At 44.6% G+C, this 26024-nt stretch carries 24 protein-coding genes; 1 reads left to right on the forward strand and 23 read right to left on the reverse strand.

Annotated elements, in window-relative coordinates:
* Positions 1–43: 43 nt before the first annotated feature.
* The 23 genes from HLI_RS02110 to HLI_RS02220 all read right to left on the reverse strand — a co-directional run bounded on the left by HLI_RS02110 (position 44) and on the right by HLI_RS02220 (position 25378).
* Entirely contained in the window at positions 44–319 is a 276-nt protein-coding gene (locus tag HLI_RS02110; protein WP_128522847.1) for a YlmC/YmxH family sporulation protein, read from the reverse strand.
* A 336-nt stretch (positions 320–655) separates the two neighbouring features.
* A complete protein-coding gene (gene sigG / locus HLI_RS02115; RefSeq protein WP_128522848.1) occupies positions 656–1435 on the reverse strand; it encodes an RNA polymerase sporulation sigma factor SigG in 780 nt (259 codons plus the stop codon).
* Between the two features lie 82 nt (positions 1436–1517).
* A complete protein-coding gene (gene sigE, locus HLI_RS02120; protein WP_128522849.1) occupies positions 1518–2237 on the reverse strand; it encodes an RNA polymerase sporulation sigma factor SigE in 720 nt (239 codons plus the stop codon).
* Between the two features lie 17 nt (positions 2238–2254).
* Entirely contained in the window at positions 2255–3184 is a 930-nt protein-coding gene (spoIIGA, locus tag HLI_RS02125; protein ID WP_128522850.1) for a sigma-E processing peptidase SpoIIGA, read from the reverse strand.
* A gap of 771 nt (positions 3185–3955) precedes the next feature.
* Positions 3956–5110 carry a cell division protein FtsZ gene (gene ftsZ, locus HLI_RS02130; protein WP_128522851.1) on the reverse strand — a complete coding sequence of 385 codons (1155 nt, stop codon included), beginning with the start codon at positions 5108–5110 and terminating at the stop codon, positions 3956–3958.
* A gap of 75 nt (positions 5111–5185) precedes the next feature.
* A complete protein-coding gene (gene ftsA / locus HLI_RS02135) occupies positions 5186–6484 on the reverse strand; it encodes a cell division protein FtsA (RefSeq protein WP_128522852.1) in 1299 nt (432 codons plus the stop codon).
* A 192-nt stretch (positions 6485–6676) separates the two neighbouring features.
* Complete coding sequence (locus HLI_RS02140; RefSeq protein WP_128522853.1) at positions 6677–7033, reverse strand: small basic family protein; 357 nt, start codon at positions 7031–7033, stop codon at positions 6677–6679.
* A 1-nt stretch (position 7034) separates the two neighbouring features.
* The gene (locus HLI_RS02145; RefSeq protein ID WP_128522854.1) at positions 7035–7739 is read right to left on the reverse strand and encodes a DUF881 domain-containing protein; all 705 of its coding nucleotides are present in this window, start codon (positions 7737–7739) and stop codon (positions 7035–7037) included.
* A gap of 5 nt (positions 7740–7744) precedes the next feature.
* The gene (locus tag HLI_RS02150; RefSeq protein ID WP_128522855.1) at positions 7745–8446 is read right to left on the reverse strand and encodes a DUF881 domain-containing protein; all 702 of its coding nucleotides are present in this window, start codon (positions 8444–8446) and stop codon (positions 7745–7747) included.
* A complete protein-coding gene (locus HLI_RS02155) occupies positions 8430–9227 on the reverse strand; it encodes a cell division protein FtsQ/DivIB (protein WP_128522856.1) in 798 nt (265 codons plus the stop codon). Before HLI_RS02155 ends, HLI_RS02150 begins: the two co-directional genes overlap by 17 nt.
* Positions 9228–9595: 368 nt before the next feature.
* Positions 9596–10693 (reverse strand): stage V sporulation protein E, encoded by a 1098-nt coding sequence (gene spoVE, locus HLI_RS02160; RefSeq protein ID WP_128522857.1) that lies wholly within the window; start codon positions 10691–10693, stop codon positions 9596–9598.
* A 62-nt stretch (positions 10694–10755) separates the two neighbouring features.
* On the reverse strand, positions 10756–12102 hold the full coding sequence (gene murD, locus HLI_RS02165; protein ID WP_128522858.1) for a UDP-N-acetylmuramoyl-L-alanine--D-glutamate ligase: 1347 nt from the start codon (positions 12100–12102) through the stop codon (positions 10756–10758).
* Positions 12099–13085 (reverse strand): phospho-N-acetylmuramoyl-pentapeptide-transferase, encoded by a 987-nt coding sequence (gene mraY / locus HLI_RS02170; protein ID WP_128522859.1) that lies wholly within the window; start codon positions 13083–13085, stop codon positions 12099–12101. Before mraY ends, murD begins: the two co-directional genes overlap by 4 nt.
* Positions 13086–13127: 42 nt before the next feature.
* Positions 13128–14486, reverse strand: coding sequence for a UDP-N-acetylmuramoyl-tripeptide--D-alanyl-D-alanine ligase (locus HLI_RS02175; protein WP_128522860.1), 1359 nt, complete (start codon positions 14484–14486; stop codon positions 13128–13130).
* Complete coding sequence (locus HLI_RS02180) at positions 14483–15958, reverse strand: UDP-N-acetylmuramoyl-L-alanyl-D-glutamate--2,6-diaminopimelate ligase (protein ID WP_128522861.1); 1476 nt, start codon at positions 15956–15958, stop codon at positions 14483–14485. The genes HLI_RS02175 and HLI_RS02180 overlap by 4 nt, the downstream gene beginning before the upstream one ends.
* A 48-nt stretch (positions 15959–16006) precedes the next feature.
* The gene (locus HLI_RS02185; RefSeq protein WP_128522862.1) at positions 16007–17929 is read right to left on the reverse strand and encodes a stage V sporulation protein D; all 1923 of its coding nucleotides are present in this window, start codon (positions 17927–17929) and stop codon (positions 16007–16009) included.
* Between the two features lie 87 nt (positions 17930–18016).
* Positions 18017–20161: a penicillin-binding protein gene (locus HLI_RS02190; protein ID WP_128522863.1), complete on the reverse strand. Its 2145-nt coding sequence runs from the start codon at positions 20159–20161 to the stop codon at positions 18017–18019.
* 16 nt (positions 20162–20177) lie between these two features.
* A complete protein-coding gene (gene ftsL / locus HLI_RS02195) occupies positions 20178–20549 on the reverse strand; it encodes a cell division protein FtsL (RefSeq protein WP_128522864.1) in 372 nt (123 codons plus the stop codon).
* Positions 20546–21526, reverse strand: a complete 981-nt coding sequence (rsmH, locus tag HLI_RS02200; RefSeq protein WP_128522865.1) for a 16S rRNA (cytosine(1402)-N(4))-methyltransferase RsmH — start codon at positions 21524–21526, stop codon at positions 20546–20548. The genes ftsL and rsmH overlap by 4 nt, the downstream gene beginning before the upstream one ends.
* Positions 21527–21547: 21 nt before the next feature.
* Positions 21548–21979: a division/cell wall cluster transcriptional repressor MraZ gene (gene mraZ / locus HLI_RS02205; protein WP_128522866.1), complete on the reverse strand. Its 432-nt coding sequence runs from the start codon at positions 21977–21979 to the stop codon at positions 21548–21550.
* Between the two features lie 161 nt (positions 21980–22140).
* A complete protein-coding gene (bshC, locus tag HLI_RS02210) occupies positions 22141–23766 on the reverse strand; it encodes a bacillithiol biosynthesis cysteine-adding enzyme BshC (protein WP_128522867.1) in 1626 nt (541 codons plus the stop codon).
* Between the two features lie 351 nt (positions 23767–24117).
* Positions 24118–24501, reverse strand: a complete 384-nt coding sequence (locus HLI_RS02215; protein WP_128522868.1) for a DUF3397 domain-containing protein — start codon at positions 24499–24501, stop codon at positions 24118–24120.
* Entirely contained in the window at positions 24494–25378 is an 885-nt protein-coding gene (locus tag HLI_RS02220) for a 2-dehydropantoate 2-reductase (protein WP_128522869.1), read from the reverse strand. Before HLI_RS02220 ends, HLI_RS02215 begins: the two co-directional genes overlap by 8 nt.
* Before the next feature lie 159 nt (positions 25379–25537).
* On the opposite strand from HLI_RS02220, the gene HLI_RS02225 reads away from it, so the two are divergent.
* A complete protein-coding gene (locus tag HLI_RS02225; protein WP_128522870.1) occupies positions 25538–26023 on the forward strand; it encodes an N-acetyltransferase in 486 nt (161 codons plus the stop codon).
* Position 26024: the final 1 nt, after the last annotated feature.

The raw sequence follows: 26024 nt of genomic DNA on the forward strand, positions 1-26024 counted from the left end.
AATTTCACTCCATTTTAACACATAATTCAGCTTATTTCTTGTTTTATTCGTCTGAATCTGTCTTTTGGGATGTGGAAATACCTTTATAGGCGGACTTTTTCACTAAAATCACATCTGCACCGATGTTGACAATTTGGTCCCATGGAATCACCATTTCTTCTTCTTTTCCAAAAAGGCCCATCGCCTTCCCTTTAAGAGTCAACACGAGCCCTTGCAGCCGGCCTCGCTGAGTATCGATATCCAGGTCACTGATATAACCTAAGCGTTCTCCTGTTTCCATTGCAATGACATCTTTCATTTGAAGCTCCGTGATTTTCATATTTAATCACACTCCTTACTTTTACTATATGCAGAGATAGCCGAGAATAGAAAAGCGTAAATGGGGTGCTTAGAAAAGCTATGTAAGGTTGATAATCCATAAACTCTTATTCCACAAAGAAACACTTCTGCAGAGACGAGGCCGCTGAAAAATCCTTTTCAATCTAGAGGAACTGTTATTGTTTGGTGTTGCTTCTCACGAATCGCTTGTCGGTGGGTAGGTGCCCGAATGTTTCATAGAAATGAAAAGAAGCCGAATTGGACGATAAAATCGTCCGACTCGGCTTCTTTATTTGATGCATAACTCTAGGGCTCCTAGAGACAGAAGCGTTTTCCATTATTGAAACATGGAAGAATTCATCTCTTTGATGGCCGCTTTTTCTAAACGGGACACTTGTGCTTGGGAAATTCCGATTTCTTCTGCTACTTCCATTTGGGTTTTACCCTGGAAGAAACGTTTATTCAAGATCATTTTTTCTCGGTCGTTCAGTTTCTTCATTCCTTCTCTTAATGACAGTTCATCAAGCCAGACGGAATCCTTTTCACGATCATCTTTGAGTTGGTCGACGACAAAAATCGGATCTCCACCGTCATTGTAAATCGGCTCAAAGAGAGAAACCGGGTCCTGGATCGCATCCATCGCAAAAACGACATCTTCAGGTGGAACTCCCATGCGTTCAGCAATTTCATGTGGGGCCGGATCTTTACTTGTTTCACTGATCATCTTCTCGCGCATCTGCAAAGCTTTGTAAGCGATGTCCCGAAGTGACCTTGAGACACGGATAGGATTATTATCCCGTAAGTATCTGCGTATCTCCCCGATAATCATCGGTACCGCGTAAGTAGAAAATTTCACATTATGGCTCAAATCGAAATTATCGATGGATTTCATTAGTCCAATACAACCGACTTGGAATAAATCATCCCCGTATTCTCCTCGATTATTAAAGCGCTGAATGACGGACAATACTAAACGAAGGTTTCCGTTGACTAATGTTTCCCTGGCCTCAGTTTCTCCACTTTGCAAGCGTTCAAACAGGGCCCTCATTTCTGGATTCTTCAGTACCGGAAGTTTTGATGTATCTACGCCGCATATCTCTACTTTATGTCGTGTCAATGTAAGACCCTCCCAGGAAGCTGTAATCAGTTCTCAGTATCTCCCTGGGAGGAAAATTTATGCATGGCTCACGACATTATAATTACACCATCTTATCGAATTCGCGCTGCAGCCTACGGATGATTTTCTTTTCAAGCCTTGATATATAAGACTGGGAAATCCCCATCATATCTGCTACATCTTTTTGGGTTTTTTCTTTTTTACCAATTAGTCCGAATCGCAATTCCATGATTTGTTTTTCACGATCGTTCAGCTGCTCAAGGGCTGACAACAATAATTTTTTATCGATTTTCTTTTCAATTCCCTTTGTGATGATATCCTCATCAGTCCCTAAAATATCCGAAAGTAACAATTCATTCCCGTCCCAATCGACATTGAGGGGTTCATCAAAGGAAACCTCTGTCTTAAGTTTATTGCTTTTTCTCAAATGCATTAAAATTTCATTTTCGATACAGCGGGAAGCGTAAGTAGCAAGTTTGATTTTTTTCTCAGGATCAAACGTATTGACTGCTTTGATTAAACCTATCGTACCGATACTTATCAGATCTTCTATATTCAACCCTGTGTTTTCGAATTTACGAGCGATATACACGACGAGTCGGAGGTTGCGTTCGATCAACATCGCCCTCGCTGCTTTATCTCCCTTTGGCAGTAGTTCCAGCAATTCCTTTTCTTCTTCTCTGGATAGAGGTGGAGGTAAAGCTTCACTCCCTCCGATATAATAAATTTCGTCCTGTTTGATACCCAGCTTCATAAGTAAACGATAATACCATAACCTGGCCTTAAAGAACCACTTGAACATTGAATCCCCCTCCTGGATCATGCTGATTTCCCTTTTACCATCAAGTGCGGATGAATAAGCATTTGATAAAGACGATCATGGGTCAAATCTTGATGCTGCACCCCGAGTAACGGGTGCTTCATCTCTAAATCTCCTTCACTTGTTTTCACGCTGATCTTGTCGACAAGCAAAGTCACCAACAACTTTCCACTGACACCAGCGGCTTGATACGGAACTAAACGTATCGAGGATTGAACCTCTTCAGACAGCTTATCCATAGATGTGAGCACATTATCTACTTCTAAAAGGTCCAGCTCATCTTTTGTGAAAAATTGGTTCCACACAAACGTGTCTGCGAGAAATACCATTCGGCGGCTGACCGGATCTATCAATTGGTTTCCGCTATCAACCAACCCTTTACAATGCGCTGAACGTCCGTTCCATTCCACTGTTACCTCATAAATATCCTCAAGCTTCATACGATGAACACTGACTTGGCTCAAACGCCATTTGGTAAAATAATAAGAACAAGGAAACCCGACTAGAACAAACAACCAACTGATTGGATCACCGTACCCACCACTGAATGTAACGACTGTTCCTCCCTGGACGTTGATTTCTGTCGCTAGAAAATAATGTACGCCCATCATACTTCCACCGATGGCAAAGGTAATAAAATAAAAGCTGATCCATTGAACAAAAAACGCGCGGAGAGAGGTAAAAGAAAAGGTAACCCAAATGATGAGCATTGAAAAAGTGATTTTCCCTACACTGCTCACCAACCACGAATCAGGCATATAAATTGTAATCGGGACAATCGCCGAGGCGATAAAAGCACCTGAGATCATTCGTGTTCTTGATGATTTCGCTCTTGTTATCCCCTGTGTAAGCGATAGAATCATTCCATCCATCAACAGATTGAGCAACCAAACAGCATCAAGGTATATAATCCCCTCTCCTCCTTCCATGTCTGCTGTTACCAAAAGTATAAGCCTGTCCACTTAAAAAGTCTGTCATAATCTGAACCTGTCACTAGCAAGTTTTGTAGAAGCATGGAAAGAATATTCCCAGCCTTCCCATGAAGGTCTAACTTCCCTCAACATGAATACTCAGTTTCGAAATACCTTGGCTTGGAGAATGGGTTGCGGGGAACCACTCGCTTTCCGTGGGAGTGCGGTGAGTCTCTTCAGGCTAACGCCTTCCGGGGTCTCACCATGCCCTTTTTTCCCACAGGAGTCTCGCGGTTCCCCACAACCCATTAGTCTAATGAGAACATCGAAACTGCCCTGCAAAAGAGATAGGGAGCTTCCATAAAATGGCTCTATCTTAACGATAATTCTACACATGGCAAGGTGCACGAGGGAACGTCCAGACTTCTGCGGGATGAGCGATTCAGGTGAGAACCCGGAGAGCGTAAACACTTAGCTTTAAATGGGCTGGTGAAGAAGCGTCCTTTTTCCACGATGGTCTTCGCCATGTTCGGATTTTCGAAAAGGAAGCGAGACTCCCGGGAGAGAAGGAGGTAGGCGAGATTCCGCTCGAGGAAGCTTGCCAGATCCTCCCGCAGGAAAGTGTTCAAATGCGGAATCGTCCTGGTAGACACTCCATATGACATTGAACCCCGGTCACCCCGGAATCGAGCCTTACGCTATCCTGCCAGATAGTTGAATGAAATGAAAAAATATAGAAAACATAAAAAACCCGCTACACATGGGAAAGTGTAGCGGGTTTTCATGATATTATCTGCGACGATTACGATTTCTTAAGAAAGTCGGAATATCAAGAGTGTCTTCTTCTTGATTCGGCTTTTGTTGTGGTTGAGGAGCTTGCCGGCGAGGTTGTTCTTCTCGTACGGGACGCTCTTGCTGTTGTTCGATCGGCTTAGATTGTTGCACAGGATTTGATGTCGGGCGATTTTTCTGTTGACCCTGTTCGATTTGTGCTTCATCAAACCCAGTAGCGATCACTGTCACTACGATTTCGTCTTTCAAGTTCTCGTTGATCACTGAACCGAAGATGACATTCACTTCCTGGTCTGCCGCAGAGGTTACGATATCAGCAGCTTCCTGGACTTCATAAAGGCTCAAATTCGCTCCTCCACTGATATTCATCAAGACGCCATGCGCACCATCAATGGATGTTTCGAGTAGTGGTGAGGAGATCGCTTTTTTCGCTGCTTCAGCTGCTCTGCTTTCTCCTGTAGCGATACCAATTCCCATCAATGCAGAACCTTTGTCGACCATGATTGTTTTCACGTCAGCAAAGTCTACGTTGATCAGTCCTGGTACAGCAATCAAGTCTGAAATACCTTGTACACCTTGACGCAGTACGTTATCCGCTTCACGGAATGCCTCAAGCATCGGTGTGTTTTTGTCAACGATTTCTAATAGACGGTCGTTAGGAATTACGATCAATGTATCTACTGCGCCCTTAAGACTTTCAGTACCACCACTTGCTTGTGTAGAACGCTTACGGCCTTCAAATGTAAACGGACGAGTAACGACACCGACAGTCAAAGCACCAAGTTCTTTGGCAACTTGAGCGATGACAGGAGCCGCTCCTGTACCTGTTCCGCCACCCATACCAGCTGTTACGAATACCATATCCGCGCCTTGGAGAGCTTCTTCTAGTTGTTCTTTGCTTTCTTCAGCAGCTTTGCGACCGACTTCCGGATTAGCACCTGCGCCTAGTCCGCGCGTCAGTTTGCCGCCGATCTGCATTTTCACTTCCGCTTTAGAAAGGTTCAATGCCTGTGCATCCGTGTTGACAGCGATGAATTCCACGCCTTGGACACCGTGCTCGATCATTCGGTTGACAGCGTTGCTTCCGCCGCCACCTACTCCGATTACTTTAATGGTTGCTAGTGAGTCCATGCTTGTATCAAAATCTAACATCTTCCGTTCCTCCTAATACACGAGATTACAAGATTTATTGGTTCGTCCGTCCATCGACCGACTCAAACTTGTTCATTAATCAAAGAAATACTTCAAAAGATTACTGAAGCCAGATTCCTTTTTCTTCTCTGATTTTTCATTTTCTTCCTTAGGCTGTTGTTGCTTAGCCGTACGTTTTTGCTTTTTAGGTTGCGGTTTTTCATGGTAGTCATCTGATACGGAAGGAAACATCTCTTTTCCTTGTATTTTCGCATTACGATACGCGAATTGCAAGATTCCTACTCCACTCGTGAACTGAGGTTCACGTACGCCGATATAATCCGGGATGGCGAGTCTCACATTGGCATGAAATACATCCTGGGCAAGTTCAAGAACACCCGGCATATTCATTGCGCCGCCAGTCAGTACAAAACCACCTGGCAACTCCCGTACACCCATCCTTTGAATTTCTTCAGCAGCAAAGACCAAAATTTCTTCTAGTCTAGCTTCAATCATATCAGAGATTTGCAATTGATTGAATGCCTGCTGCCGATTACTTCCGATAATCGTGACAGAAAAATTTTCCTCTTCATTGGCATCATCAAAAAATGCATGGCCATGCTCGATTTTCACCTGCTCTGCTTCTTCGGTCGATGTCCGCAGCCCGATCGACAAATCTTTGGTTAGATTATCCCCGCCGAACGGCACCATGCTCGTCCCTTTCAAATGACCTTCTTCGAAAACGGAGATGGTTGTCGAACCTCCCCCTACATCAATCAAGGCGACTCCGAGGTTGGTTTCATCTCCAGATAGTGAGACAGTTCCAGAAGCTAACGGTTGCAAGCATACATCCAACACTTCCAGCCCTGCTCGTTCCACACATTTAAGCGTATTATGTAAAACGGTTTTCGCGCAGGTAATGATCATGCCTTCCATTTCCAGACGGACGCCAATCATACCGCGTGGATCTGTAATTTCATCTTGTCCATCCACGATGAATTGACGCGGGATGACATCAATGATCTCGCGTTCTGGAGGAATAGACACGACCTGGGCAGCATCGATGACTCTAGTAATATCTTCATTACCGATTTCTCTGCTTTCACTGGAAACTGCCACTACACCATGACACGGTTGAAGTTGAATATGGTTTCCGTTCACACCGACAACGACACGATCGATTGTCATATCCACCATACGCTCTGCTTGTTCAACAGCGGATCGTATCGAATTCACCGTTTGATCGATGTCTACGATCGCGCCTTTTTTCATTCCGTTCGATTTGGCAGTGCCCACCCCAATGATATTGAGGCTGTCATTCATAATTTCTCCTATGATCACTTTGATTCGACTTGTACCTATATCTAAACTTACTAAAATTTCATTTTGATTCACCAGTGACGCACCTCCTGTAACAAGCCATATGAGTAGTTCAAAGCATATCGAATTCACGTCAAAAAAACAATCTTTGAAATACAAACGTAAATGAATTGATATATTGTGTGGAAAAATTGACCGGTTTATGAGAAAAAAACTAGTTCAATAGTTGTTTTCCACAGACTTTCGTGAATTTCCTCTTAATTACGCTTATTTTTTTCTGATTTTCGTTAGTAATTTCTGGTCGATGAGTTTTCTTCGGATAATGGCTAAATTTTGAAACAGCCGAAAACCGAAAGCGAAGACAGCTGCCAAGTACAAATCCACTCCTAATTGGACACCTATGAAAGCCAATAACGCTGCCAAAGAAATATTAAAGAAGAACCCCGTCAGAAATACTGTTTCATCGAACGCCTTCTCAAGGTGTGCCCGAATACCGCCGAACAATGTATCGAAAGCTGCCAAAACGGCGATGGACAAATAATCCGAATAGGCATCAGGAATCCGCATATCTGTCAAGATGCCCAAAGATAGACCGATGACTAAGAATAAAATCGGCAACCACACATTAACCACCAGCTTCTTCTAATATTTCTAAATGGAGCGGTGCATCGTATTGTGGTAAAGTCACCTGCTCCTTCAGCTCAAATTGAATTTCCATGTTGTCCATATTGAAAATGTCCTGAGTGGGACTACCATTCATATAATCTCTTAACTTTTGTGGGTTTTCTGCAAGTACCTTCATGGTGACAGGCAGTGAACCGACAGGTCTGTTGTTGACATATGTCGCACCATTCACATCCCTGATCGGTGAAATGTTTGTAATACGCTCATTCCCTATACTGACATCTGTAGCACCATAAGTGTTGAGCTCATTCAACAAACGAGTCAGTAGGTGTTGGGAAAGTGAGGGATAGGTTTGTTCCGTCAAGCTTTCCTCGAAGATAGGAGCAATTGTGATCACTACCCCCTCCCCTTCCTTCTTTTCCAGGCCGATTCTCTTTTCCAAAGATGCTATCGATTCTTTCAAAGTCCCCATCTGTTCTTCGGAGGATTGTTCCTCATAATCTTCTATAGTCTGATCGGCGACTGATATTTTTTCAAGAAGATCCTGTTGGGCATCTTGCTGACGTTTAAGCTCTTCACGGACTTCCCATTTATCTCTCGTATCCCGTATATCAGCTTCATGCGATGTAGTTTGGAATTGAACTGCCACCATGAAGCCGAAGAAAAGACAGACGAAAGAAACCAGCCACTTTGTTCTTCTTGGCATGTTGTTCACCCTTCAGTCGACAGCCTTGCATCCATTTCGATGCGTTGTTCTTCTGTAATCTTGACTTCTACATTTTCATTGCCGAGTTGATCCAGGACACCTCTTGTCAATTTCAAACTGGAGGAAAGGACATCTGAATCGCCGATAGCGGAAATTACAAAAGGAGCAGGATGCTGAACACCATCCACAGTAATGACAGGACCGGTACATGCAATATAGCTATCTTTCATATACCGCTGACCATTTATAGCAACCGCTTTTGCTCCTGCGCTCAGGAGTTCATTAAGAACTTTGTGGATATGACTTTCGTGAACGATGTATTGATTTGCCTGATCCTCTTCAGGGATATACGCCGCATCGCTAAGGGTTACTTGTACTCCCTCTCCCTGGATAGGAATTTCGCCTGCGAGCATCTGCAGTTTCTTCTTTCGTTCAACAAAATCTACGACCACCTGTTCACGGTCGGCCCATTCTTTTTCATACCCTTGAATGTCTTCACGTTTGCTCTTCAGTTCATCGCGGAGTTCCTTGTTCCTTTCCTCCATATCCAGCAGCTGTTGTTGGTAGAAATATTCTTTTTCCCATTGGGAATCGTTCAGCTGCACCATTTCAGGCTCACTTTTCGTCTGTTGATAGCTGAAACTGATGAGAAACCCCGATACGAGCAAAACCAAAGACAGGATGACAGATCTACCCTTCCGCTTCATCTGTACTCTCCTCTTCCTCTGCCGCGTTACTTTCTTCGGTTGGGAATTCCTCAAAATATGCGCCTACATCAATGTGTATGACCCCTTCAGCCCCTTCATCCAATTGAGAAACGATCGAAGGATAGGATGGCATTTTTGTTGAAAAGCTCCGGATTGATGCTTCGACCTGAAATCCATCATTCATATAAAGCATGATTTGATAAGGGTTTCCATCTTTTGGATCCCAATGAATTTCAGAAATCAAATGGGAAACACTTGCCGGGAGATCCTTCAGTTCTTTGGACATTTCTTTCAAATATGTTTCTTTGTTAAAGCCGACAAGGATGGGAGCATCCCCGCCCTGGACTGATGTCGCATCATCCAGTTTGGAACCGTCTTCCAGAATGGCATAGAACCCACCATCCTGTTGCACATAGCCGATTCGTTCAGCCTCTTCCACCTCTATTTTCACTGTGTTCGGAAATGACCTATCCACGGAAACAAAAGTGATTTCTTTGTGTGATTCAATTTGATTCTTCAGTTCTTCTTCATCAACTTTCCAGTAATTCGTATCTGTCGTAATTCCAGCAAGCTCAATAATTTCTTCTTCAGAGACGTGATATTGGCCTTCTACGCTGATATTTCGAACATTACTAAGTGGCGACTGGAGATAAACCACTGTCGCAATCAGTATAAATAGAATAGTCAAATACAAGATCAACCGACGATTCGCCTTTTTGCGCCTCGTCTGCTTCAGTTTCGGTATGCGATCTTCTATGGAAACCACTTTTCTCTCTTCCATAACGGGCATTTCTCCTTATTTCCAGACACCCTTCCGATGCGTTTCTACAGCTGTTTGAAAGAATGATATTCCTTGAAAAGATGTCGAGATCCGACTCTACATCTAGATGTACCCATTATATCACAAAAACAGACTCGCAGATTGAGAGAGTTTTACTAGTTTCCCTTCAAATTTTATACATAAAAAAGCTTATTTCGAGGGGAGGTACAAGATTTCGCTAAATTCATGTACCCAGTATAACCAATGTTCAAACAACTATAAAATTGATGACGAACATTCACAGGTGGAATAATGATAATAAAAATTTACCCACAGGGTGTAATCTTAATTCCCTGACACAAAAAAGACGTCGCCGACGGCAACGCCTTTCATCGATTGGAAAACCTGCTGACACTTAATAAAAGCCCAAGTGATGCAAGAGTCAAAGTAAGTGAGGAGCCTCCATAGCTGACCAGAGGTAAAGTGATCCCTGTGACTGGAATCAGCCCTGTAACAACACTTACATTGATCATGACCTGGATGGAAATCATACCGACGATCCCAAGTGCAAGAAGAGATCCGAACAGGTCGGGGGCCAACAAACTTGTCCTGATCCCCCTCCACAACAAAATGAAAAATAGACTCAAAACCAAAAACCCACCCAAAAATCCGAGTTCTTCAGCAAGGACAGCAAATATGAAGTCTGTTTGGGGTTCGGGTAAGTAAAAGAATTTCTGCATGCTGTTGCCAAGTCCTAATCCAAGCAACCCCCCAGGCCCGATCGCATACAGGGATTGTATGATTTGGAAGCCCGCCCCCAGAGGATCTTCCCATGGATGTAAGAAGGCTGTAATTCTTTTTATCCGGTACGGTGCAGAAGCAATCAATCCGATCATTCCCGCCATTCCCGCTGCAGCAATCCACATGAAGTGGCTGATCCGTGCCCCTGCTGTGAACATCATGACAAGGCATGTCCCGACCATAACCACACCGGTTCCTAAATCTGGCTGCAGCATGATTAGGCCGAATGGGATGAGGATGAGAGCCAGTCCAGGTAAAAAACCTTCTTGAAATGAATTCATTTTCTTTTGGCGGTCCGATAAGAAACGAGCCAGAAAGAGAATCAACCCTAATTTCATAAACTCAGAAGGCTGGATACTGAACATGCCGACACCGATCCAACTCCTCGCCCCTCCTCTTACCATTCCGACCCCGGGGATCAGTACAGCCAAAAGGCACACCAGGCAGATGATCATAATGAGTTTCGAGTGCCGATGCCACACATAATAAGGAATTCGGGATAAGACTACCATGGCGATCAATCCAGCCGTAGCAAAAAGAATTTGCCTTTTAGCATAAAACCATGGATCATCGAATTTGTACTCAGACCAAATACTTGAAGAGCTGTACACCATCACGATCCCGATCACAAGGATTCCGATAATCGCAATGACCAACCACAAATCCGGCTTTTTCTGTTCTTCCATAAAAAAAGCCCCACCTCCCATCTTTAATGGAAAACAGGGCTTAAGCTTGTCACATAAAGCCCTTACTTCAGCTTATGCACAGCTTCTATAAACATGTCGCCTCTTTCTTCAAACGTACGGTATTGATCCCAGCTTGCACATGCGGGTGAAAGCAGGATCACATCCTCTTCTTCCGAAAATTGATAGGCTTGATCGACAGCTTCCTTCATTGTATCCACTTTAACAGTTTTTTCGATTCCCGCTTTACCAGCCGTTTCCAGCATCCGGTCAGCCGTTTCACCGAAAACGACCATCGCTTTCACTGCTTTCAAATGGGGTACAAGCGTCTCGAAGCTTGTGCCCCTGTCCAACCCTCCAGCTAAAAGGATGACGGGCTGTCGGAAGGACTTTAAGGCATAAGAAGTGGCAAGTATGTTCGTTGCTTTGGAATCGTTGTAAAAGAGCCGCCCATTTTTCTCCGTCACAAACTGCAAGCGATGGGGCACCCCTGTAAAAGTTTTCAGAACATGCTCGATCGACTCGTTACGAATCCCGTTCACTTTCACTGCTGCTACGGCTGCAAGAATGTTTTGCAGATTTTGCTCACCAACGAGCACGACCTCATCCTTATTCATGATGGGCTCTTCTTTAAAGTAAATCATTTCATCATCTGCCCAGGCACCTTGACCTCTTTCTTTAATACTGAAAGGCACAAGTTGTGCTTTGACCTCTGGTAAAAACGACTTGATTTTTTCATCATCTGCATTATATACAAGCGTATCTTCCGGTGTCTGGTTTTCTGTGATCTTCGCTTTGGCGCGATGATAATTTTCAAGTGTATGGTGATAATCCAAGTGGGCTTCATATAGATTCAGCCAAACCGAAATACTTGGCCGGAACGTCTCTGTCCCTAATAATTGAAAAGAAGAAAGCTCTGTAACCATTGTTTCGTCAGCCGTGGTCGAGCGGGCAACTTCACAGGAAACATGGCCGATATTTCCCGCGACAGCCACTGGTTGCTGATCTGCTTTAATCATTTCATGAATCAATGTCGTTGTGGTTGTTTTACCGTTGGATCCAGTGACAGCTATGAGCTGTCCTTCATGTAGAAAGCCGGCCAGTTCAATCTCGGTGACAATTGGTATTTGCCTTGTCACCGCTTCTTCAATAATCGGGTTTTCATAAGGAATGCCAGGGTTTTTCACTACATACTCGATATCATCAAGGACGGAAAGTGGATGTCCTCCAGTGACGATGTCTGCCCCCTGATCGATCAATTGCCGGACTGCCGGTTGGTCAATGTCTGCCTTCAAATCATTGATCCTGACTTTTACGCCGCTGTCCAATAAAAGCTGCGCTGCGGCCGTACCGCTTTTTGCAAGCCCTAATACAAGCACATGAGCATATGGAAAGTTTTTCAATGTTTTCATCCGAACATCACCTCAATATAAATCCCGAGCACAGCAAAAATCAGTCCTACACTCCAGAACGTCGTAACAACACGCCATTCAGACCAACCTTTGAGCTCATAATGGTGGTGAAGCGGACTCATCTTAAACACCCGTTTCCCTGTCGTTTTAAAAGATATGACTTGTATGATGACAGAAAGCGTTTCTAATACAAATACTCCGCCTATAATGACAAGAATCAATTCCATCTTCGTCAAAATCGCTATGATGGCTATTGCGCCGCCTAAGGCAAGGGAACCGGTGTCCCCCATGAAAACTTTAGCCGGGTGGGCATTGAAAACGAGAAAACCAAGCAATGCACCAACAATCGCTAAGGAAAAAATCGTGACTTCAACATTCATTTGCCCTGTCCAGGCAAGAATTCCGAAAGCACCGAAGGCGATAGCCGCCGTACCTGCAAGCAGACCATCAAGCCCATCCGTAAGGTTCACAGCATTGGATGCCCCCACAAGCATGAACAAAATGAGTAATGCATACCCCCACCCAAGCTCAAGATCAAAAGAGGTCCCCGGTATACTGATATATGTCGGAAAATCAGTTTGCCTTAGAATGAAGTAAACGACAAGAGCTATGACGATTTGACCGAGCATCTTCTGTTTGGAAGTCAAGCCAAGATTCCTCTTCAGGGCCACTTTAATATAGTCATCCAAAAATCCAAGCAGTCCATAACCGAATAACACAAATAAAACAAGGAACAATTGGATGCTCCCTGTGTCAGGATTGAACAAATAAGAAGCGATGAGTGTCGTGGCGAGCACCGATATGATGATCATCACGCCCCCCATCGTAGGTGTTCCTGACTTCTTCTGATGAGACTCCGGCCCATCTTCCCTGATGCTTTGACCGAATTTCAATCGTCTTAAAAAAGGGATGATCATCGGCGATATCACGACGGTGAGAGCGAATGAAATAGCCATAGTGATTAGTAGTATGTATTCGTTCATTTATCTTTCTCCTCCTTATGCTTCATCATCATCGCCTATCGATCAATCCACAAGACCTGTAAGCAGCTCTTCCAATTTCATTCCTCGTGATGCTTTGATGAGTACGACAGTGTCCGTCGTTAACAAAGAACGGACATGATGACTTAGAGCTTGTTTATCGTTGTAATGGTGTGTTTCAATTTCAGCATGATGGTCCCTCAAAGCTTTTGATATTTCCTCAGAATGTTCTCCGATTGTGAAAACTGTGTGGATGTTTTCATCTATAGCCGCAGCGACACTCGCATGAAGAACCCTTGAATGCTCTCCCAATTCAAACATATCACCTAATACTAACACTTTTTTGCTTTTAGATGTCAAATCACGAATAACTTCGATAATCGCTTTCATGGAGGTCGGTGACGCATTGTATGCATCATTGATAATCAATGACCCATTATGACCTTCATGTTTCTCGAAACGCATAGCTGACATTTGAAGCTTTTGGAAACCTTCCTGAATTTCCGCTGGTGTCAACTCGAGACGTTCCGCTAAAGCAATCACAAAAGAAGCGTTTTTCACATTATGTTTTCCTGCCAATGGAAGTTGATAATGGTGTTGCCCGATTGTGAATTTGCTCATATCATCGGTCATCTCTTCTATGACAGCCACATAATCCGCTTGTTCTTTAAACCCGCAGGAAATGGTCTGTTTCTCTTGGGTCTTCAATTCCAGTAAAGGTTCATCGCCATCAATGATCAAAAGACCACTCTCTGATAGCCCTTCCGTTATTTCTAATTTCGCCTGCGCGATCGCCTCCCTTGACCCGAGGTTTTCAATATGGGATTCTCCGATATTTGTAATGATCGCATGATCCGGATGAGCGATTTTCGATAACACCGCGATTTCACCTGCGCGGTCCATCCCCATTTCCAGCACAACAGCCTCTGTCTCTTTCTCCATAGACAAGACCGTCAGGGGGAGCCCGATATGGTTATTGAAATTGCCTGCTGTTTTATGCGTGACAAAGCGGGTCGCCAATACGGAAGCGACCATATCTTTTGTCGTCGTTTTCCCGTTTGAACCGGTCACCCCGATGACGACCGGCTTAACTTCTTCTAAATAATAGGAAGCCAAATCCTGCAATGCCTTCGTCGTATCCTCTACGAAAAAGACCGGAAAATCCGTCGGCACCAGCTTGGGGAGCGGTCGGTCATTCTGCCAAAGTGCAGCGACAGCGCCTTGTTTAATCGCTTCACCAATAAACTCATGGGCATCGAAATTTTCACCGACGATCGGCACGAACAAACTTTGCTTTGCCGTTTTTCTAGTGTCTGTCATTATCCCATCTATGGTGATCTGGTCCGTTGCGGCTCCTTTATATTGCGAAAACAATCGAGTCAATTCTTTTACTTCTAAAATCATGATGGACGCTCCTTCATATCCCTTAATATCTCTCTTGCAATTTCACAGTCATCGAAGTAATGACGAATGCCTTTGATTTCCTGATACGTTTCATGGCCCTTGCCTGCGATCAGTACTACGTCGCCTTTTTTTGCTGCTTTGAGCGCTTTTTGAATCGCTTCTTTCCGGTCTTCGATGATGTCATGATATCCTTTAAGATGGTTCGTCATGTCTCTGAAGATCTGCTTAGGATCTTCAGAACGCGGGTTATCATTGGTGAAAATGACAGAATCGGCGAATTCCATACTCACTTCTGCCATCAGTGGACGCTTACTCCGATCCCGATCCCCACCACAGCCGATGACTATGATGATGGAACCGTGACAAATTTCTTTGATTGTCTTCAAAACATTCTCTAAAGAATCAGGTGTATGGGCGTAGTCGATGACCACTCCGAAATCCTGCCCTTCTCTTACCGGCTCGAACCGGCCCCGGACGCCTTTCGTCTGCCTGAAGGACTGTTGAATGGCGGGTAATGAGACACCAGATAAGAGGGCAGCCCCGGCCGCAGCTAACATGTTATAGATGCTGAACATCCCCATCAAGGGGCTATTAATAGGTATAGAGCCGACCGGAGTGATCATTGTAAATGTGGTACCCGTTTCGGTCAACGAATAATCCTCCGCCATTACATCTGCTTCCTCATGGATCCCATAGGTGAGGAGACCCTGAGAAGTCGAGCGGATAAAGCGATGGGCAGAGGGGGAGTCTTTATTTATGACTGCAAATTTCTCACGTTCTTTATTATACCCATTTCCTAATTGGGCGAACAATAGGGACTTAGCACGAAGATAATCATCAAAATTTTCATGATAATCCAGGTGATCACGTGTGAGGTTAGTGAAGATAGCGATGTCGATATCACACCCATACACCCGCCCCTGGTCTAAAGCGTGCGAGGAGACCTCCATGATAGCCTGATCAACTCTTGCCTTACGCATTTTATGGAAATAACGTTGCAGAGTCAAGGCATCTGGTGTGGTATTTTTGACTGGGAATGTCTTTCCGTCGATGTTCACCTGTATGGTACCGATGATTCCTGTCCGTTTTTTCTGAATACGGAATATTTCTTCCAGCAGATAGGTGATCGTCGTCTTCCCATTTGTCCCTGTTACACCGATGACGCGCAGGTGCTCTGAAGGTGTTTCATAGAAAGCGGCAGCAATCATGGCAAGTGCACGAGATGTATCATTCACCAGAATCACCGGGACCGCCACATCGACCGGTTTTTCTGCCAATATGACAACAGCCCCTCTATTGACCGCATCCTCAGCATAGCGATGACCATCCACTTCCACCCCACGCATGCAAATGAAAACATCACCAGGCTCAGTGGTTCTTGAGTCCATGGAGATCCCGGTGACATTCAAATCAGAAATCGGTCGATTTTCTTTATAAAAAGGAATGAATCGCAGCAGCTTCTTCATTTTCATATGCGTCACCCTTACCTACATGCAAGTTTTATTATAACAAAACCGGGCTTAATCCCCGAGATACACACGAATCGTCGACCCACTCGGAACCTTCACACCTGCTTCAGGCGCCTGTGTAATTACTTTCGAACCACTGCCACTTGCTTCAACATTCAGGTTCATCAGCATTTGACTTAAGTCTTTTTTCTCCATTCCTGTCACTTTCGGAACTTCGACTAACGGTTCATCAGGCCAATCGTATTCTTTTTCCAAGCCATCTTCCCTAGGCTCAACACCCATCGCACGCAGGCTGTCCCCCATAATATTCCCAACAATCGGAGCAGCAACAACTCCACCGAATTGCACGGTGTTTTTCGGGTTGTCGATCGCAAGGTATACGACTAGTTCAGGATCATCAGCAGGGGCAAAACCAATGAAAGACACGATATGATTATTTTCCATGTATCTACCGTCTGGTCCGACTTTCTGCGCTGTTCCTGTTTTACCACCTACACGGTATCCTTCAACGTAGGCGCCCCGCCCTGTTCCTTTTGCGACAACACTTTCAAGAGCACGCCGGACTTCTGCAGACGTCTTCTCGGAAATGACCCGTTCTTTTAAGTTCGGTTCATTTTTTTCGAGCACGTCGCCGCTGATCGGGTCAAGCCAGGCTTCCTGAATATAAGGCTCATAATAGTATCCACCATTCACTGCAGCTGCAACAGCCATGACCTGTTGAATCGGCGTCACGGAAACCCCTTGACCGAACGCTGTGGTGGCCTGTTCGACAGGTCCGACATTTTCCGGTTTGAATAAGATCCCTTTTCCTTCACCTTCAAGGTCAATGCCTGTCTTTTCTCCGAAACCGAAGCGATCGATATACTCGAACAACTTCTCTTTTCCTAAACGTTGACCAAGTGTAACGAATCCAGGGTTACATGAATTTTGTACGACTTCTAAATACGTTTGATCGCCATGGCCGCCGCTTTTCCAGCAGTGCAATGTAGCACCATCGACTTTGATCGCTCCTGAATCATGGAAATGCTCTTCATCAAGGTCTACGAGCTGCTCTTCCAAAGCTGCAGCCAGTGTGATGATTTTGAACGTCGACCCTGGTTCATACGTACTCCAAACAGGAAGGTTACGGTTGTATACTTCTGGCTTCACTTCTTGATAGTTCGCCGGATTGAAGTTCGGCCTTGTCGCCATCCCGACCACTTTTCCTGTGTCAGGGTCGACTCCCAAAGCGACCGCCCCATCTGGATTGTATTTAGCTACGGCTATGTCCAGCTCGCGCTCCATGATCGATTGGACTTTATAGTCAATGGTCAACTGCAGATCCTTCCCATCCACAGGAGGCTTATATATGTCAGCCATGTCGGGCATTCGCTTCCCTTTGGCATCAGAGAAAAAAGAGAGCGCCCCCTTTTCTCCTTTCAACTCTTCATCATAATAAGCTTCCAAGCCTAATAAACCCTGATTATCAATCCCACTGAATCCAAGGACGTGGGAAAGAAATGAACCATGAGGATAGTACCTCTCTGAATCCTCAGCAATATAAACCCCCGGCATCTGCAGCGACTGGATCGCTTCCGCCTGCTGTTCACTGATTTTTCGACCTTCAGGGTGAATCCTTTCAATCGAAGTCACCTTTGTCACATGGGTATAGGCCTTCTCAACGCTCATTTCTAAAATTTGAGCTAAGTTCTGGGCGGTCTTGTCCGGTTCTTTCACTTGCCTCGGTACCACCATCACCGTGGGTGCCGACTGGTTGCCGACTAACACTTCGCCATTTGTATCAAGGATTTCCCCGCGCTCAGGTTCAAACGTGATGTCACGGCTCCACGATTCTTCTGCCTTCGAAATCAAGAAATCACTAAGGAAAAACTGGACGTACCCGAGCCTGCCTGCAATAACACAAAAAATAACCATTCCAACAAGAAAAACAGTGACTAATCGTTTCTTTACGATCACTTGTGATACTCGTCTCATCTCGATAACTCCTTTTGCTAGTCGATAGAGTCAGCTTGTATCACTATATGCAATCTGGAAACGATTAGAACACTGCCTGGAATGGTGTCACTCTGACTGAGGCGGCGATAATTCTACCACTAAATATCCGTCTTCTTTTATTTTTGAACCTGCAGGAATGCTTTGTTTCTGTACATACCCGTTGCCCATTGTTTCAATATTCAAGTTAAAGTGTTTAGCCAGCCGGTGCACATCCCTGACTGAGTACCCTGTCAGATCAGGCATTGTCGGTTGGTCGGTCACAAGGAGTATACGCTGGTTTTCAACCACCTTGGTGCCAGGGGCTGGTAACACAGCACTCACTTCGTTCCCATCACCGATGACTTCCACATTCTGGAACGTCTCTTTCAGTTTCTTCTCTGCTTCCTTGGCGCTTTGATTGCTCACATCAGGAAGAGAAATAGGCGAGAATGATTCATCCACTTCCTTGTCAGGTTGGATGTTCAAATAATGCAGACTGTTTTCCATAACGGTTCTGACAATATAAGAAACAGGCTCAGACCCGAGTTCCGTCGCTTCTAATTCAGGCTGCTGGACAGCGACATACATTAGGAGTTCCGGATCCTCTTTCGGAGCCATCCCCATAAATGAGAACACATAATTATCCCGACCATTCAAATAATTACCATTTTCACTGATCTGAGCTGTCCCGGTCTTGCCTGCCAATGAGTAGTCATCCAATTTGAATGATTGTCCTGTTCCATCTTCTGAAGTGACGACACTTCCTAACAAATCACGCATTTTTTCGGCAGTATCAGCTGAAATGGGCTCTCCGATCTTTTCCGGTTCACTTTCCTTCAAGACTTTACCAGTGTCACTTGAGGTGATTTTGGAAAGCATATAAGGTCGCATCATTTTACCATCATTGGCTATGGAGGTAGCTGCTGTCATCAACTGCATAGCTGTGAAAGTCGATCCCTGACCGAAGGAAGTCGTAATCTGTTCGATCGGCTTGTCAAAAACGAACTGTCCGATTTGTTCATTCGGTAAATCAATCCCTGTTTTCTGATCTAAATGAAAGTCAGTCAAATATTCGCGCAGCTTTGTTGGACCAAGTACTTCATAAGCGAGTTTAGAAGAAGCTACATTCGAAGAACGCCTGAAACCTTCATCATAGGTAATCATGTCCCAGCCCTTACCATTGTTATGGTCACCAATTGTCGGCGAGTTTTCCGTTACCTTGTAGGTGCCTGACTCATATAAGTCACTCCCGTTGTAAACCCCTTCTTCAATCGCACTTGCCCATGTGAACATCTTCATGGTTGAGCCCGGTTCAAATGGATAGGAAACGATGTCATTGTACCAGTTCTCTACATTTCCGATATCATTCGGGTTATAACTCGGACGGTTACTCATGGCAAGCACTTCACCGGTCTCAGGATCCATCACAGCTGCCATGATCTTTTCAGGGTTATATTGCTTGTGGACCTGTGACATGGCATCTTCTAAAAATGTCTGGATTTTTTGATCGATGGTCAAGTAGACATCATCGCCATCATCTGGTTCTGTCATCACTTCATTGGGGTCTAACAGCTTTGTGCCATATTTATCGCGCTCATAGCTGATTTTCCCTTTTTCTTCTTTTAAATACTTCTCCATTTGCTTCTCTATTCCCGTCACTCCGGAAATGTTACCATCTGTCGTCCGCGCAAAACCTATCAGGTGAGAAGCGAACAACCCGTTCGGATAGTACCTTTTCGATTCCTGCTTGAATTGGATTCCGTTCAGTTCCAAGTCTTTAATCTCTTCCATTTTCTCCTGGGAAATTTCTCGTCCATTTGGACCGAACTCGACCTGGAAGCGTTCATTTTCCTGCCCTTGTTCAATCTTACTCTCAATTTCATTCGCTTTCATATCTAAGAAAGGAGCCAACTTGGACGCTGTTTCATCTGGATCCGTCACATGCTTGGGCTCCTTCAGGTTCTCGGAATAGTTTGAATCCACAATGGCATACAGACGGTACGTTGGCCGATCATAGGCCAGGACCATGCCGTTCTTATCAAAAATCTTCCCTCGATTTGCATCGATTTCATAGGAGCTTGTCCGTATATCCTCCGCCCATTCTTGTAAATCGACACCTTCTATAGTCGCAGCCGTTTCAATATACAGAAAACGACCGCCGATGATGAGAAATATCACCGAAAATATAAGAATCAGAAAGGCTGCACTACGGTGCGTGTTTCGTTTATTCATTTCGCATCACCAATTATTAGTCATTATTGATTGTGCCTGCTTGTTTCACTTGTGCATTTTGAATGTCCAGTCCGTTTTCTTTCGCAATACTCAATATCCGGTCTGGATTGCTTAATTCTTTCACCTGATAAGCCAGGTTTTCATTTTGTGACTGCTGTTGTGAAATATCTTGTTCTAAACTGCGGATATCACGGTTAAGTGAATCTGTCGATGAAGAAAATTGCACGAAAAAAACGGAGGCTGCCAGAACACCGGCAGTTGTGATTGAATATAAGAACTTCTCGCCAGTACTGATCCATTTCTTTTTTTTATGTACCTTTACTTTCACCTGTTTCTGTTTGTCAGGCTGATGTAAAGGCTGTTGTTTTCTTATTTGCTCTGCGCTCATGTTTGCTTCCACCCTTCATTGAATTCGAATTCTTCATTCCAAGGCTTGACCTTCTCGATAATTCTTAATTTCGCTGAGCGTGAACGTCGGTTTTCCTCAAGTTCTTCCTCTTCGGCCACGATAGGCTTTCGGCTTACCAGTCGAAATGGCGGCTGTTTATCTTCTGGAATCATCGGTATGTTCTTCGGTAATGGAGGGTTCGAACTCCACTTCTTGAACGCTTGCTTACAAAGACGGTCTTCTAGAGAATGGAAGGTGATGACTGCGATTCTCCCACCCACACCAACTACTTCAGCCGCTTGATGAAGACTATCCTGGAAGGCACCCAGCTCATCATTGACAGCAATACGTATCGCTTGAAAAATCCGTTTGGCCGGGTGGCCTCCCTTCCTTCTTGCTGGTGCCGGAATGCCATCCTTTATTAATTCCACCAGCTCCCCCGTCGTCTCAATCGTCTTCGTTTCCCGTGCGGCTTCAATTTTCCTCGCGATCTGTTTAGAAAACTTCTCTTCGCCATACTTGAAGAAGATTCGGACGAGGTCCTCATAGGCCCACTCATTCACCACTTCTTTTGCACTCAGTTCTTCCGCCTGGTTCATACGCATATCCAAAGGAGCATCCTGATGATAGCTGAACCCGCGTTCTTCTACGTCTAACTGCGGACTTGAAACACCTAAGTCATAGATGATCCCATCCACTTCCGTAAACCCTAATTCCTCTAATTTCTCTTCCAACTGCCGGAAATTAGCGTGGACGAATGTGACACGATCTCCATATTCTCGCAAACGCTCTTTTGCTGCTTGGAGAGCGGTTTCATCCTGATCAAATGATAGAAGGTGACCTTTGTCGGACAAATGAGAAGCAATAGCTTCTGAATGGCCTCCGCCACCTAACGTACAATCGACATAAACGCCATCCGGGTCTACATTCAAATGTTGTATGGTTTCGCTTTTAAGTACACTATAATGTTCAAACATGATTTCACTCGTTTCTGATGGTCAGATATCAAAATCTAACATATTCTCTGCAATTTCTGAGAAGGACTCTTCCGATGCCTCGAAGTAACTTTCCCATTCATCATGACTCCAAAACTCAATCCGGTTCGATACGCCAATGACGACACATTCCTTATCTAATGAAGCATATTTTCGCAGTGGTGGTGGGATGTTGATTCTTCCTTGCTTGTCCACTTCACACTCTACTGCACCAGAAAAGAAAAAACGGGTGAAAGCACGGGCATCTTTCTTAGTAAGGGGGAGTTTCTTCAATTTCTCTTCAAGCAATTTCCATTCATCCATAGGATAAGCAAACAAGCATTGATCTAAACCTCGCGTCAGTACGAAGCTGTCCCCGAGGTCCGGTCGGAATTTCGATGGAACGATGATCCGGCCTTTCGTATCAATGTTGTGTTGAAATTCACCCATGAACATAGTGTTTCCCCACCTTCTGATTTCACCTTACCACATCGCCCCACTTTTCTCCACATACTTTTTATTCATTCTCCCTGCACAAAAAAAATCCTGCCCAAAAGGGCAAGATTTTCAAGGTTTTTCATGATTTTTTCAAGGTGGTGGGAGGTGGGGGACTTCACCTACAAATATACGACATAATGGTCGTGTTCAAAGCTCAAATCATGTCTGTTCATCTGTTGGAATAAGCCTTTTCCATATTGGTTGATCCATGGGACGATTCCCCACACCCGCTCTTGAAGTCCATTCAATGGATGGAGGGTCAATTCTATATCATCAAAAAGGTCCATTTCGTATTGATGACGTTCTTCCAATGATTGGTTAAGACGTTTCTCCATAAAATCGATGTTTTCAAGCAAATATTGAAGGTTTTTATCTGCCAGCTGTTCAAGGTCTGCTCCGAAGTCAGCGGATTTTTCTCTTATAGGGGCATGAACACGTGCAATTTCATGCTTCACCTGTCGACTGAGCTGCTCAATAGGCGGATAACTCATCGACGCCACCCACTTCAACTTCTGTTCTGCCACGCCATGACGAATGGCCTGATTTGCCTCGATCTGGAACTTTTCTAAACTCTGTTCCGTCTTTCTGTCTACCAAAGTGAAAGATATTCGTGGCAGAACAGGCGGCATACGCAGGTCTGCCGCGTCAAACGCAGGCTTGAGCGCAGACCAGTAATTGATTTCCCCCGGCCCTCCGATAAATGCAAGCACAGGGAAAAGCGCCTCCTGCATGAGCGGGCGAGTGACGACGTTGTTGCTCAATTGCTCTGGTGATTCCTCTGCCACCTGCAGCAATTCTTCCTTCGTGAAAGCCACTTCGTTATGTTTCCCGCGGAAATCCCCCTCCTCATCTCTCGTAAGAAGAATGCGTTCAATACCACGGTGGTAAAACAGATGGGCATCTTCCATCTCGCTATCCAAGAGGGTTTCGTACCCTTGCTGTCTATTTTTCTGCAAGGCGGCATAAACCCCTTGAGCCATTTTCTCATTCTGATTGATCATCGTTTTGAAATATGGGGATTCGATTGCTCTCACTGACGGGTCATGAGCATCAACGATCACTAGACCTTCGTCTGGGAAAAGCGCATAAACGAGTTTTGCGAAAAAGTCGCTGTAGGTTTCTGATTGAGTCAACAATCTTTGAACCTCAAGATAAAAATCCTGCGTGTATTCTGTTTCATTTACAGCCAGAAAAACATCTCTCAACCATTGAGGTGCTTTCTCCTGATCGATGGCAATGTCTGATACCGAAGCTTTCGTTTCCGGGATATGATCGATGGTCATCTTCTTCATCCGGCCTTCATTTTTCATCATCACATGGTTGATTTCATCAAAGTCATGGTCTTCCCCCGCCAGCCAAAAAACTGGGATGACAGGTTTACCCAGAGCTTTCTCTTTTTGCTTTGCAAGCTGAAGGACAGATATGATTTTATGAACTGAATACAAGGGACCTGTCAGTAAACCTGCCTGCTGACCGGCGATCACCACAACACTGTCTTCATCTCTCAGCTTCCCGATATTCTCCAGTGATTGTTCCGGTGCTTGCCAGCGAACATTCATCTCGTGCAAAACGTCAGCCAGCCCCTCCCTTGGATACGTTTGATTCTTCAAGTGGGATAAGCGTTCTTCCCACGTCCCCGCTTCATATGGGGAGTATGCAAACCTATCAGAAACAGCTTGGTAATTATATTTATAATCGTAAAACATGGATTGCTTCGAAGTTAATTGAATCGGATCGATACGCATCTTTATACGGCTCCTTTATCGGCAAAAGTTACATCAGTACTATGTATCTTCTTGTATTGTACAAAAAACGAACCAAGAGTTCACATTATCTGTTTGATAGTAAAAGGAAGCCCCCCTCGGTTCGGTCTGAGACGCTAATGCAATCCTGGAGGGAAAAGGACATTCCGCCACCTCCACAGGAAGGGGAAACAGACTGTAAGGAAGCAGTCTGAACTCCCGGGCGAATGCTTATCAGCAGAACCCGATAAAAGGAGAGAGAAGTTTTGCAGTGCTTATTCGTGAACAAGGAAACATAATCTCCCCCCTTCTATTTAGCTGCTATAAAACAGAGATACAAAAGACCATTCTTACTCAACTAAAGAAAAGCCTGTCAATCAACCCGAAAACAGACAGCCCCATATAAAAAAACATGAACAGAAGAAAACTGACTCGCCAGAAGCCTTTGAAGGCTCTGATCAAGCGCACCTCTTCATTCAATTTATATTGCGCTACCAACGACAACCCTAGTAATAACAACAAGAAAATGACGATTATTGGAAAGAAGCTGCGTTCAAACAGGACAATGAGGAGTACATGGGACGCCAAAATAAAGATCGGCGCGGTGAAATTTGCTGTCCGGTGAAGGGCTTTCAGTTTATGTCGACTCCATTTCCGAGCACAGAGGTAAAAGATGATCAGGAATGGAAGCGGGAGTGTCAAAATGATGGCAATACAAAAGGCGAATATATCACTCATAATTTCTCACCCCTTTCTCATGTTCGATGGCATGGATCGCGTGGACGATGAATTGATGATAAGGAAGCGGATCGGAACTGCGTCGTAATACATATCCGTTGATTGCATCAATCTCGGTCACCCTGTTTTCTATTAGATCCTTCAGCATTGAAGATTGATTGAGAGCGGTCTTCTCTGCAATCATCTTCACCCTTTCCCACTCCTCCGCAAATGAAAAGTCCAGTATGCCGCAAGCTTCACGGCAAAGTTCACGTGCGATTGTCTGGATATGGGGGTTATTTACTATGCTGCCGTTCTTAAGCTGAAAAAGAGCTGTGACAGGATTGATCACTGTATTGACGAGAAGTTTTGAAGCAAGCATCTTTTCGTAGTCTTCCTGCAGGAAAATAGGGAAGTTTTCTTTATGTAGAACATCGACCACTTTTGGAAGAGCGGATTCCTCTTCGTCGGAAATACGGGCGATTTGCACATTTCCTTTGCCGGTATGAGAGACGCTATTGTGACCTTGTTTCAATGCTCCGTGTTCTACAACTCCGACCCAGCAGGTGTAAGGAGACCGTGATAGCATGTCCAGATGGCCCATCCCATTTTGTAGAAACAGCAATGGTACATTGTGCGGGAAATCCAAATTCATCACTTGCTCCAGCTGGTGCTGTTTCACGGTGATGATCCATAAATCAAATCCGGCCTTGACCTCTTCGGTGTAATGAGCTTCTACTCTCGTAGGGTTTTGGAGAGCATCACAGACAATGCCATCCTTCTCAAGGCGATTTTTCTGCTGCTGATTTCGTACAAACATATGAACTTGGTGATCTTTACCTAAGTAGGCCCCGGTCAATAAACCTATGGATCCCGCACCTATAATTCCTATTTTCATGCTATTCTCCCTCTTTCATACCAATCTAATTTCCTATTGTAGCAGATTCCGTTTCTCTATTGCAGTCGATTCTTGTCCATATCATAATTGTTCATTCCATTCTGAATATTTTTATATTATAATGAGGATAGATACAGATATTAGAAAGGGGATTCTGGGATGATGACGAAAACAAAAGTCCAGCCATTATTAGTTAATTATAAAACGCTCGAAGAGTTCAAGCGTTTCAAAGAATACGGGAACCAGGAACTTGCCATGCTCGAGGATTTGGAGAGTAATATAGTTGAAAACGATAGCGAGTCGCCATTTTACGGGGTATATTATGGAAGCGCTTTAGTTGCACGCATGAGTCTTTATCGCGTACGTGCGAAATATGACAACTATTTCGTTCCCCCACAGGACTATTTAGCCCTATGGAAACTCGAAGTACTTCCGGATTATCGCGGCCTCGGGTACGGGAAAGCTTTGGTGGAATTCGCAAAAAGCTTCGAATTGCCGATTAAGACGAACCCACGCATCAACTCTCACGATTTTTGGGAAAAGATGGGCTTCCAAAAAGCCACCTACGATGTGGAGCGTGATTTAGGGGAGAATCCATTGATTTGGATGCCGTCTGGCGTAGAAGAAAGAGATGTAAACGCATAGA

This window comes from Halobacillus litoralis, assembly GCF_004101865.1.
Taxonomy (GTDB): Bacteria; Bacillota; Bacilli; order Bacillales; family Halobacillaceae; genus Halobacillus; species Halobacillus litoralis_A.